The sequence below is a fragment of the Spirosoma aureum genome (genome assembly GCF_011604685.1).
Classification (GTDB): Bacteria; Bacteroidota; Bacteroidia; order Cytophagales; family Spirosomataceae; genus Spirosoma; species Spirosoma aureum.
This window is the reverse complement of sequence record NZ_CP050063.1, coordinates 7,533,849-7,545,995: the sequence shown is the minus strand read 5'-3', so window position 1 is coordinate 7,545,995 and position 12,147 is coordinate 7,533,849. Positions and strand designations below refer to the sequence as shown.

Sequence of the window (12,147 nt, the reverse complement as noted above, 5' to 3'; positions counted from 1 at the left end):
TTCTCTAGGGTATTAATTGACCTGGCCAATTCGTAAAAATACGGGGAAGGTAAGCTCCCGTTCGACTTCGCCCCAGATCGGCTTCAATTGCTCGCCAAAATCGGTTACAGGATCTTCTTCATTTTCGTGAATATACTGTCGTACGGCCGACCACGTTCGCAGGTAGTTGAGGAAACGGTCCAGTGACCACGTTCGATGGATTATAAATTCTTTGTATTGCGCATTCGCAAAGGGGAAGGGTAGGGTTCCATACGAATTATCGATATGAACCCGCTGCGGGTCCCAGTAGGGGCCAATACGATTCCGGTAGAAATCAAGTAAGATTGGGTCAAGGTCTTGGCCGAGTTTAACCAGGCCGTATCCCCATTCGGCGAGTATCGCGCCGGGTTTAGAAACGCGCCTGACCTCCTGGTGAAACGTATCGACCGAAAACCAATGCAACGCCTGGGCTACAGTAATGAGGTCGAAGGACTGATCGGCAAAGGGCGTTTGTTCGGCCTGGCTAAGCTGGTACCGGATATTCGGCTTCTTCACGGCCAGCACCAATTGCGTTTCGCTGATGTCTGTTGCTTCTACCTGCTCGAAAAAATCAGCCAGTACACCCGCTACCTGCCCGTTTCCGGTTGCGCAATCCCAGGCCAGGTGCCGCTCATTAACAGATGAGAGTACAAAATCATAGAGATCAGGAGGATAATCGATTCGAAACTGAGCATAGAGATTGGCGTGTCCCGAAAAGCGGTCGAGGGGCATCATACGGATTTTGTTTTAACAAATTTTAAACGTTTTTGAAGAACAATTGTCCAACGATTGGTTTAGTAGGAAAAACCGAAGCAAAATTGGGTTATAACCAGGAACCGTCTATTTTTGCGGGGTTGGTCTATAGCCGGTTATCAATTTGTTCCGTTCATTTATCGCTTACCCGATTCTCATGAAAAAATCGTTTGGATTTCTCTTTGCTGCGGCTGCCCTGGCCCTGGCTTCATTCGATGTCAATGCTCAGGCTCCGACCGCTGACATTCCAGCGGATATGAATGCCCTGATGAGCAAATATACGTGTATTGCCTGCCATCGCCCTAATCAAAAACTGGTTGGCCCTGCCTACGTAGATGTAGCTAAGAAGAAGTATTCTAACGAGGAAATCGTTAAACTGATCTACACGCCTGTACCGAGTCACTGGCCAGGTTACCCTCCAATGGCTCCAATGACACAGGTTCCTAAAGAAGATGCGCTGAAGCTGGCTACGTGGATCAATTCACTCGATAAGACCCCCGCTAAAAAAGGCGGCAAAGGAAAAGGCAAGAAAGCCTAACGCAAAAAAGCACCGGCCGAAACCCGGTGCTTTTTTATTGCCTTACATCTGATCGCACTATTTATAGGCCAGGCAGATCTACAGCCTGTAAAGCTGTAGACCTGGCAATGCTCCTTTTCTGGATCGTATTAGATTGAGTGCGATTTGGGTTCCACCGGCTGAAGGCATTAACTGCACTCTGATTCCCTTCGAGCCGGGTCAGTCGGGAAGCGAGTTGGCGAATCTCCTGCTGCAACGTTTTATTTTCCTTTTCGGTCTGTTCCATACGCTGCAACAAGGCTTGTGTGGCACTGATGTTTAGCATCGAGAGGGCATCATAATCGACTACCCGAAAATCGTCGACTTCCCGACCATATACAAAAAGTTTATCCGTCGATTCGATCCCACGTGCCGAAATACAGAAGGTTTTTTCATCAATAAGTTGACTGACTTTTTCTATGAATTCACCTCGCTGAGCATGAATCAGTTTTACTTTATCCCCTGCTTTTAACCCATGCGTTTTTTCAAGTTTTAAAATGAAGCCTGAAGGCGATTCATCGACTCTGGCTACCGCGTAAATATCGGGTATAAAGTCAGTTCGTTTCTGGACAGCCTGCGGATAAACACGCTCTACTTGCTGAGCAATTACTTTCTTCTGCGGGCTGTTTCCCTGTTTTACCACATCTTTGAAGGTATAGTTGGTCACGTCAATCTGACGGAGCGTTTCTAAGTCCCGTTGTTTATTGGACGTCCCGACAATGTTTTTAATACGGGCGTCTGACGTAGTAACTGTTTGCGTTGAAACAAGGGTATTGTTGGTTACGACATCATTTTCAACAAACAGTCCCATTCGATAACCATTTCCTGAGGCAAGCACAGTTGAGGCTGTGTTATAATTGAAAAACCGGGCGGATGTTGTAAAATTATACAGGGCTGATCCTGCCACATGCAGCGGGGCTTTCGGTGAACTGGTTCCAATACCCAGGGTCGCCGATGTAGTAAAAATTCCATTGGCTCCTACCCAGGGCGATGCATCGCCTTTAGGCCCCTGCGGTCCGGCAACGCCTGCATCCCCTTTAGTGCCTTGGGGTCCGGCAGGTCCAGTTGGACCCGGATCACCTTTTGCGCCCTGAGGACCAGCATCTCCTTTGGGACCGGCGGGTCCAGAATCACCTTTGGGGCCTGCCGGACCTATTGCGCCCGTATCGCCTTTAGGCCCCTGTGACCCTACATCACCTTTGGGACCAGTGGGTCCAGGAGTACCACTATTTACGGCGTAAAGGGCAAAGGGAACACTCTGTAACTGACTGACGCCCATATTCTGGTAATTCGTGGAGCCATCGAAGGCCACATCTACGCCCATAAACTTGAGACCGCTGTTCCAGGTAATGTCTTTAAAGGCTCCTTTCTCCGCGTTTCCTGCGCCAATTGTGAGCGTAAACAGACCAAAGGCATTGGTTGAGGCTTCCTGCGACTCCGTATACTGAACAGTGCCGCTGGGCGTACCATCAATGATCGACAGCCGGACTTTAATGGCTTTGCCTGCCAGCACATCGCCAGTAGCATTTCGAGCGACGGCCTGATAGCTGAAGCCCTGAGGTGGCTGTGCCTGGGCAACTAGTGTTAGAAATAGCCAGAGTGAAAAAAACGTAATGGTTTTCATTGCAGAATAGTGTGGTTAGCGTTGTAACACAATTCGGGTTGACTGGTTAATCTGAGACGTCTGGACATGCAGCAGATAGACGCCATCGGCAAAATCGTGCAGGTCAATCAAGAGCGGTTTGCCATCACTGCGACCCTGCCAGCGGGGTCGGCCCAGCACATCTGTTAGGGTTAGTATTGCAGCCTCGCCTTCAATCTGGAGATAGGCACGGGTCGGATTAGGAAATATGCGTAATGCAGAAGCCGGCAAAGGGCTAATAGCCGTTATCACATTGACGACATTGACTTTAAACGACTGCTGGAAACCCTGCGACAGAGAGCCACTCGCCCCGGAGAGCATGGTGGCTATGGGCTGCCCTACGGTGAATGCAAGACTATTGGTACTTACAGAAGCAAATCCACCAGCTGAAGCAATCAGTTGAGGGCTAAGGCTTTGTGCCTGAATAGCGTTAGCAAAGCCTACAAGGAACAGGAATTTGAAACCAAAGTGATACATAGGCGTAAGCATTAAGAAAATATAGTCTGATAGCTTACTTCTCGCCAAATGAGTCGTTTTAAGTCGTCCGAGAAGTTACGTGCTTTTGATTGGCAAGAGCATGTACAGTTAATTCTTTGATTTCAATGTATTCGACGTCAATCGTTAACAGACCTTCTGCCGCGCTCTAACCAAGTATTTTTCTATGCGATTTTTCAAAATCTATATCCAGAACCTACTATCATCGTGTTGCGCACGATTACGAAATAATCGGAACGCTATCGGGGTGTTGCTCTGGTTCTTAATATTCCCTCTGTCTATACAAAACTATTGCATAACTATAAATACGAATTACCGATAACTAAATGATAGTCAGTATATTGAATTAAAATTTAATTAATGGCCGAAACGTATTGATTGGGCAATTTCAGGCATACTAAAAACCCCGCCATGTCGACATAGCGGGGTACGGATTATTGGTTAGTCAGAGTTGTCTCAGACGGAATTTGAACAGGATTTGGGTAGCTTGGCGATTAGTCCTACTTACTCGTTAGCAGCCACAATCAGGCTCCGTTGCCGAACCGCTTCGTACAAGACCACGCCGGTTGCTACCGATACATTCAGTGAACCAACTGCACCGAGGAGGGGAATTTTGACGTGATTGTCGGCCATGCGCAACAGTTCGGGCGAGATGCCATCTTCTTCTGATCCCATAATGATCGCTAACGGACCCGTTAGATCGGTACTGCGCTCATAAAGATCGCGACTTGATTTTTCCGTACAGGCGACCACAGTAATGCCCGATTCCTGCAAATATTTTACGGTCTCCGATAACTCTGGCTCGCGACAGACAGAAATGTGGTTAAGCGCACCCGATGACGTTTTCATGGCATCGGAGTTGATGGCCGCTGCTCCGCGACCAGGAATCACAATGCATTGAATACCCGTGCACTCGGCCGTTCGTGCGATAGCACCGAAGTTCCGAACGTCGGTAATCCGGTCGAGAAGTAGAAAAAAGGGCGTTTCGCCCCGCTCATAGACATCGGCGATGACATTAGACAATTTAACGTACTGAACCTGAGAGATAAGGCAAACAACACCTTGATGGTTTTTTCGGGTCAGCCGGTCAAGTCGTTCGACGGGAACACGCTGGATGGTAACTCGTTTTTGAAAGGCCAGATTCTGGATGTCGGGATTACTTAATCCCTTTTCCATGTATAGTTTATCAATCTGCTGATCAGACTTGAGTGTCTCGATCACGGACTGAATACCGAACACCATTTCGTCAGGCTCCGGGCGGAATTGAGGTCTTGAATTGTTATTTCGGGTATGATTCGGGCGATTTACTCGCGGATTGCGCCGGTTCTCCATGCTTCGACAATCGGGTACCAAATCGGCTGATACTCAATGTAGCGCACCAGTTCGTAATGATCCTCGACAAATTGATTCGGTTTCTTCGTAAAGGTAAAATTAACTTCCGAGACGTTAGCCCGGCGATTGTAAACCCATACTTCGCGCTCGCGGTTCCGTTGCACACGATCGGGCGCACCCAGTACGATGTAAATCATACCTTTATCGGTCTTCCAGCCTTCTTTATAACTCGTAAACAGTCGGTTCGCTTCTTCTACGCGATCGAAATACGCTTTAAGTGTTTTTCGGGCTACTTCCTCATTGCCCGACATCAGACTTAGCCAGTAACGATCAAACGCTTTTTTTGTATCCTGAGCCTGGTTGAGTTCCCCAATCTCAGTGCTGGTACTCATATACAGCACTGGCTTAATGAGCTTTTCGGGGCGAGTCATTTTCGGAAAGCGTTTGTCGGCTACAACCAGACCAATACCCGACTCGGCCGTTGTATCTTCCACAAAATAATAAAGACCTTCGCGGGGAATGATAAACGGCTGGTTTGTGGTAATGGTCAGGGTTGAATCGACAGTTAGGGATTTAGGCGTCGGTTTTGCCGAAGTATTCATCGGCGACGAAGCTGCGTCGAAATCATGACGGTAACGAAAACCGAACAATGGTTTGCTGGTACCATTAACATCCCGAATAATAATAGTATCGCCAACGTTGGCGTAATTTCGCAATTGAGGTTTCTTGCCGGTTTTATCAAATAGCGAGAACCGGTCGCTTAGCTTTGCTGCTTTAAAGCGTAACGATAGGTCATTACGCGCTTTGGTCCCAGTATTTGTTTCCGTAATCTCCGTTAACAAAACAGCGTTAGCTACCTCTTTTGGCCGTTTTACCTCAAATGTGAGCGTCAGATAGTCGCCTTCGACACTAACGTTTTGTGTTGTCAGCTGAATATTCCCATACCCTAACCGTTCGCGGTTGTTGTAGTCGGGATACATGACGTACGCGATCTGAAAATGCTCAATAAAATCGGTCGGATTTAAAACGGGCTCACCTTTGGGCGTCTTTGCGGTCAGGTTCATATAAACCTGAACGGACGTGGTATCGGTAGCCAGAAATTTTCCTTTAATGGATGTAACGACCCATTCACCAACCTGTTTGGGACCCGCGTTAGGAGTCGTACCTGGTGTAGTGGCCGGGCCATCGTTTATTTTGACCGGTGCAGCGGTGGCTGGTGCTGCCGGACGGGAATCCCCCTGAGTTGAATTGCGCCGGGCTTCGGTACGAGCCTCATAGGCAGCAGTTGCCCGGTCCTGCTGCGTTTTTTTACTGGTTGAGCAGGCCGACAGAAATGTAATAAGCAGTAAAGCAGACAGAATACGCATAAACAATAGTAATCTCGCGTGTTTCGGATAGGAAATTCTTCAGATCACAGGGCTTTTAATTACCCGCTATAAAACGATTCTCAACCGTTCGAATGACATGTTCCATAGCATAAAGCAAAAAGCTTGTCGTTAATAACGAAAAAATAGCAGCGTTTGGGTTACGGGAACCATTCATTTTTCTTTACTTCATTACAAAAGACTAATTTTGTCGATTGAATTGCAAACGAAGATGCTGGATAGCAGACATTAGATACTGAATTTACGATCAATAAAGACAGTCTGATAACCCAAATTCACAATCCAGTATCCTGAAACGATATGTACAAAACCACCGAAATCACCTCTGCTGAAATCGCATCCGACAATCCCGTTCACCAGCGATTGTTGTTTCCGTACGTTGAAGCGGCTACCCTAGTGAGCGGTAAAGTGCTCGAAATCGGTTGTGGCTGGGGCCGGGGTCTTGAGTTGCTCACCCATGCCGCTGATCACTACACAGGTATCGATAAAAATACTGAGCTGATCGCTGCGCTTAGTGCAGAATATCCATCATCAACATTTATTGCTGCCAATATTCCGCCCCTCAAGGGTGCTAATGGCCTACCGCTTCCTGACAATACGTTCGATTACATTGTAACGTTTCAGGTGATTGAACACATCGAAAACGACGATTTGTTTATCCGGGAGGCCCATCGCGTTCTGAAACCCGGCGGTAAGCTGCTGCTGACAACCGTCAATAAAACGTTTTCGCTGACCCGCAATCCCTGGCATGTTCGGGAATATTACGCGGATGGATTAAGAAATCTTATTGGGCGATACTTTCCAAAAGTCGATGCCAAGGGCGTTCACGGAAACGGCAAAGTAATGACCTATTATGAGCAGAATAAAGCATCCGTAAAAAAATTGACACGGTTCGATATTTTTAATTTACAATACAAATTACCACGGCGGCTTTTGCAGGTTCCTTATGACCTGATGAATCGGCTAAACCGTAACCGGCTCCTCAAAGCCGACGGTATTGCGGCCGAAATCAACTATACCGATTACCTCGTCAGCACCGATCCTGCCGGAAGCCTCGACTTCTTTTATATCGCAACGAAATAAAAGCGAGCCGTTTCTGGAATTTACGTTTAAACAGCCTGAGGCATCAACTTAAGTCTTCTAAAAGGCTACATGAGTTGATGCCTATAAGCCTTACCAAAGGGCTGTGAGTTCTTACCTTTACTCAGAATAACGTGCCGTTGCAGGCCAGAGCGGGAAGCGTTCAATCGGGTAATATCTAGCAAGGTGATTTTATGACCTTTGATATTTGGGGTTATGTTTTGCCGGAATGGTAACATCCATTTTACTGCTGAACATTATCCAATGGATTACGTACAGAACGCGCATCTATGGGTTATACACCCTGTATATGCTGGCGTGGTTTTTACGAGTGCAGACATTTGGCGATTGGCTGCCACCCCAGGTATCTTATTTTGTACGCGCTACGTCATCGATGATTGCCTTCTACATTTATTTTGATTTTGCGGATGCCTTTCTCAACATTCGGCAACGGTTACCTGCTCTGTACAGGTTGTTTGAGTACATTAAAAGTTGCCTTCTGGTTTATATTGGTTTTCAGGCTGTTATATGCTTTGTACTAGCTGATTGGCACCCCGCTATTTATGAGGCTGCCTTCTCGATCATACGGGCACTTCTGGCCATAGCTGGCTTTTACGCTATCTATGAACTGCTGAAATTGAAGGATATCGTTTCCCGTTATTTTGTAGCCGGAACGCTGTTCATCCAGATCGGTTCGCTCATCAGCCAGGCATTCTCATTAATCAAACCCGTTGATGATCTTACGGGGCCGTTCTGGACCATTTCGCTGGCTTATTTGCAGCTTGGTGTTGTATTGGAATTGATCTGTTTTTCGCTGGGTCTTAGCTATGGGCAACGCCAGATAGCCATCAGGCATGCCATTATGGAGCAGGAACTGGCTCGTGAGCGCGAACAACGTCGTCGCGAACACCTCGAAGCCGAGTTGTCGGTCCAGCGTCTGGAGCAGGAAAACACGGAAGTCCATATCCGGGCCTTACAGGTACAGGTAAATCCACATTTTCTGTTCAACAGCCTGAATGTCCTTGATTCGCTTATCGACGATGACCCGGAGCAGGCTCGCGTCTTTCTGGAAGAATTGAGCACGGTTTATCGATACCTCCTTCGCTCCAATAAGGAACAACTGACCGATCTGGCCAGTGAACTGGCGTTTATTCAGTCGTATTTTAACTTACTCAGAACCCGACACGGTAGCGGATTGCAACTCTCGGTACAGGTTGATGAAGCGTATCTGACCTACCAGCTCCCTCCATTGACACTCCAATTACTGGTCGAAAATGCCGTCAAGCACAATAGTGTACTGCCCGATCAGCCACTCGTTATCGCTATTGCTACTGACGAAGAGGCTCAACTGTCGGTGCGCAATAACATTCAGCGTAAAACAATACGGGTAGCCTCCAATGGAGTAGGGCTGAGCAATATTCTGGCTAAATACCAGATGCTTGGCCAACCGGTACCGATTATTCAGGAAATCGATGGGCAGTTTGTGGTCACACTGTCGTTGATCAGTTCGTTGGAGTTACGGTCACAATAATTGATTTCGACGTTGGTGTGTGGCTCTTTTCGGCAACCGAATCGATCGGGATCAATACGTTTGTTTCGGGAAAGTAAGCCGCTGTACAGCCACGGGGAATGCTGTAGGGAACAACGATAAAGCGATGAGCTGTCCGCTGTTGACCACCATACTGGCTGTGCAGATCTACAACCTGTTTTTCCTGTAAACCTAAGTTGGCAATATCGTCGGAATTCATAAACAGTACCCGCCGTTCATTATAAATACCCCGGTAACGGTCATCGTTGCCGTATACGGTTGTATTGAACTGGTCGTGACTACGGACGGTCATCAACAGCAATTCGCCGGGTTGTAGCTCGTGCTGCGTGGGTGTATTGATCGTGAAATGCGCTTTGCCGTCTTTTGTCTTAAACGTCCGGACTCGTGGCCCGTTTGGAATATAAAATCCACCCGGTTTGCGAACCTGTTCGTTATACTTGTCGAAACCTGGAATGGTCTGCTCGATGAGGTCGCGAATAAGGTCATAATTTCCAGAAAGGCTGTCCCAATCTACAGTTGATTTGCCGTTCAGTGTTGCCTTCGCTAATTCGGCCACGATCGCTACTTCGCTTTTTAGGTGAGTCGAAATTGGATCAAGCACCCCGTGCGACTGTGCTACTACGCCGGTTGTACTCTCGCAGCTAATAAATTGCTCGCCGGTTGCCTGCCTATCGCGGTCGGTGCGACCAAGGCAGGGAAGAATCAGGGCCGTTTCGCCATGAATCAGGTGACTGCGGTTCAGTTTAGTGGAAACATGAACCGTTAGCTTACATTTTTTCAGGGCTTCGGCCGTATAGTTTGTGTCTGATACGGCCATCGAGAAGTTTCCGCCCATACCGAAAAATACTTTTGCCTTTCCTTCATGCATGGCCTGAACGGCAGCAACCGTATCATACCCATGCTGACGAGGTGGCTCAAAGTTAAAAACCCGTTGTAGCGAGTCTAAAAATTCGGGTTTGGGCTTTTCCCAAATACCCATCGTACGGTCGCCCTGAACATTACTATGGCCCCGAATCGGGCTGGCACCACCCCCTTCAATACCAATGCTGCCCTTCAATAACAGCAGGTTAATGACCTCATTGATCGTATCGACGGCGTTGCGATGCTGGGTCAGCCCCATTGCCCAGCAGATGATCAGCTTTGGCGTATATTTAAATAGATCGACCGCTTCCTGAATCTGGCCGACGGTTAGGCCACACTGGGCCGCCAGCTCGCCCAAATCGAAATGATCCAGACTCTTCACAAACGCGTCATAGCCTGCTGTATATTGCTTAATAAAGTTCTGATCCAGCACTTTTCCGGGTGCCGCTTTCTCTTCCTCCAGCAGAATTTTGCACATGGCCTTCATCAAAGCCAGATCGGAATTGATGCGTACCTGAAGGAACAGATCGGTTAATTTTTCTCCGCCAAATAGCACATCCCGAACGCTTTGCGGGTATTTGAAAGCTAACAGCCCTGCCTCATGCAACGGATTGACAGCTATGATTTTGCATCCGTTTCGTTTCGCCTGTTCCAGCGGGGTGAGCATTCGGGGAGCATTGGTGCCCGGATTCTGGCCGATTATCATAATGACATCCGCCTTCTCATAGTCATCATATTTGACCGATGCCTTTCCCAGACCAAGGGTTTCGGCCAGGGCTACACTGGTCGATTCGTGGCACATGTTCGAGCAGTCGGGCATGTTGTTGGTGCCAAACATCCGAACAAATAACTGGTAGAGAAAAGCCGCTTCGTTGCTGGTGCGGCCCGATGTATAGAAAATAGCTTCGTCGGGAGAATCGAGCGCATTGAGCTGATTACCGATTAGCTGAAAAGCATCTGTCCAGCTAATTGGGGTATAATGAGTCGCTCCCGGACGGAGAATCAAGGGTTGGGTCAATCGGCCCTGTTGCCCCAGCCAGAGGTCATTTTTTTCGAGCAACTCAGCCACTGAGTATCGTTGAAACAGCACAGGCGAGGCTGTATGTTTGGTCATTACCTCATCGGCAACCGCTTTGGCTCCACTTTCGCAATACTCGGCCACGCTGGACCGCTGACCGTCGGGGTCGGGCCAGGCACAGGAGGGGCAATCGAATCCATCCTTCTGGTTCAGATTAACAAGGGCTTTCCAGCCACGAGCGAGGCCGGTGCCTTGCAGAACATGCTCAAACGATTTGACGACAGCCGGTATACCAGCGGCTTCCGTATAGGGTTTACCGATTTCGAGGTCGCCGGTGAGTTCTTCGGGGGGCGTGTTCGGGTTCATATTAAGAGGGAATTAATCCAATTTTTACGGAATGCTGATGCGCTTCGCTACTGTTAGAAAAATAGCAGCAGGATACACCCATCGCTTCAATTTTATCGACAAGAGCCTGTGTCTGAGGCTGTTTTTTAGGACGAATTCGCCGAATATATACACAACGGATCTGTGCCGGAAAATGCCTTACGATCGACTCATAAATTACCGGGTCCTGCTGCGAATCATCTCCAAGTAAAATAAACTGTTGAACCGGATATGTTTCGATAATTCGCACAATTCGTTCAAATTTTGTCAGATGTTTGGTTTTTCCAGTTTGTAATACCTGCGCTAATTGCTTGAGCTGGCTCAATAGATAAACTCCTTCGGGAAGGCCGTTTTTTCGGGAAAACTCCAGTATGTAATCGTATAGATTCCATTCACTGCTCGACACATAAAAAAATGGGTTTGTGGCTTCAGGGCCGCTGTCCGCTTCGCCCAATAACTGGTAATGAGCCACAACGCCCTCAAAAGGCTCCCGGCTGTGTGCATTTTCGGTCAGAAGTACCATCAGCCGCTTGGTGATGGTGGCTGAATGTGAAATCAGAAACGTATCGTCGATGTCGGAAATGCAGATGAAACGGGTTGGGTGTGGAATCAGCACTTTGCCATCACCTTCGGCCAGAACTGTTTCGGGCGAAATCATTTGTGACAGCAGTTCTGCCCGAACTGGGTGCCAGCCGGGCGATAGTGGTTGTTGTAAGGGCAGATCGAGCCTGAAATAGCCGTCGGGATCTGTTTGTATCTGAGCCGTCTGCTCTCCATAATGAACCCGAACGGTTGCTCTGGGATATGGTTTTACCAGAAATAACCGGATGACTGCCAGGAGATTCACCAGCGGACTATCCCTGAATTTTTTTCGGGGGATGGCACTCCGCCGAAATACGTGGCCGTGAATTATTAACTTGTGATCATTACCAAAACCACGATAAATCTTCACAACGGGTTGATCGGTTAACCGGAGCCAGGTTAAGAATTGCCGATTTATCTTACCCTTCAGGCTTAAATTTTGTTTACTACTTGCTGGATGTCGATTCCTGTTCATAACGTATCAGTGATACA

The 12,147-nt window shown here is 47.9% G+C and carries 10 protein-coding genes; 3 read left to right on the top strand and 7 right to left on the bottom strand.

From position 1 onward, the window contains the following. Positions 1 to 12: 12 nt before the first annotated feature. A complete protein-coding gene (locus G8759_RS30170) occupies positions 13 to 753 on the bottom strand; it encodes a class I SAM-dependent methyltransferase (protein WP_167216654.1) in 741 nt (246 codons plus the stop codon). Positions 754 to 928: 175 nt separating this feature from the next. On the opposite strand from G8759_RS30170, the gene G8759_RS30165 reads away from it, so the two are divergent. Further along, positions 929 to 1,309, top strand: coding sequence for a c-type cytochrome (locus G8759_RS30165; protein ID WP_167216652.1), 381 nt, complete (start codon positions 929 to 931; stop codon positions 1,307 to 1,309). A gap of 61 nt (positions 1,310 to 1,370) precedes the next feature. Here the strand turns inward: G8759_RS30165 and G8759_RS30160 are convergent, their stop codons facing one another. The 4 genes from G8759_RS30160 to G8759_RS30145 form a co-directional block, all read right to left on the bottom strand. After that, a complete protein-coding gene (locus tag G8759_RS30160) occupies positions 1,371 to 2,951 on the bottom strand; it encodes a tail fiber domain-containing protein (protein ID WP_167216650.1) in 1,581 nt (526 codons plus the stop codon). Positions 2,952 to 2,966: 15 nt separating this feature from the next. Next, positions 2,967 to 3,446, bottom strand: a complete 480-nt coding sequence (locus tag G8759_RS30155; RefSeq protein WP_167216648.1) for a T9SS type A sorting domain-containing protein — start codon at positions 3,444 to 3,446, stop codon at positions 2,967 to 2,969. Positions 3,447 to 3,968: 522 nt separating this feature from the next. Then, on the bottom strand, positions 3,969 to 4,796 hold the full coding sequence (rlmB, locus tag G8759_RS30150; RefSeq protein ID WP_162387915.1) for a 23S rRNA (guanosine(2251)-2'-O)-methyltransferase RlmB: 828 nt from the start codon (positions 4,794 to 4,796) through the stop codon (positions 3,969 to 3,971). Next, positions 4,769 to 6,163 carry a GWxTD domain-containing protein gene (locus G8759_RS30145; protein ID WP_167216646.1) on the bottom strand — a complete coding sequence of 465 codons (1,395 nt, stop codon included), beginning with the start codon at positions 6,161 to 6,163 and terminating at the stop codon, positions 4,769 to 4,771. The genes rlmB and G8759_RS30145 overlap by 28 nt, the downstream gene beginning before the upstream one ends. 318 nt (positions 6,164 to 6,481) lie before the next feature. Between G8759_RS30145 and G8759_RS30140 the strand changes: the two genes are divergently transcribed. Together G8759_RS30140 and G8759_RS30135 are read left to right on the top strand one after the other, a co-directional pair. Further along, positions 6,482 to 7,264, top strand: a complete 783-nt coding sequence (locus G8759_RS30140) for a class I SAM-dependent methyltransferase (RefSeq protein WP_167216644.1) — start codon at positions 6,482 to 6,484, stop codon at positions 7,262 to 7,264. A gap of 226 nt (positions 7,265 to 7,490) precedes the next feature. Beyond that, positions 7,491 to 8,792 (top strand): sensor histidine kinase, encoded by a 1,302-nt coding sequence (locus tag G8759_RS30135; RefSeq protein WP_232074004.1) that lies wholly within the window; start codon positions 7,491 to 7,493, stop codon positions 8,790 to 8,792. Here G8759_RS30135 and G8759_RS30130 read toward each other — a convergent pair. Both G8759_RS30130 and G8759_RS30125 read right to left on the bottom strand, forming a co-directional pair. Beyond that, on the bottom strand, positions 8,764 to 11,055 hold the full coding sequence (locus tag G8759_RS30130; RefSeq protein ID WP_167216642.1) for an FdhF/YdeP family oxidoreductase: 2,292 nt from the start codon (positions 11,053 to 11,055) through the stop codon (positions 8,764 to 8,766). The genes G8759_RS30135 and G8759_RS30130 overlap by 29 nt on opposite strands. 1 nt (position 11,056) lies before the next feature. After that, complete coding sequence (locus tag G8759_RS30125) at positions 11,057 to 12,130, bottom strand: App1 family protein (RefSeq protein WP_167216640.1); 1,074 nt, start codon at positions 12,128 to 12,130, stop codon at positions 11,057 to 11,059. Between the last annotated feature and the right edge of the window lie 17 nt (positions 12,131 to 12,147).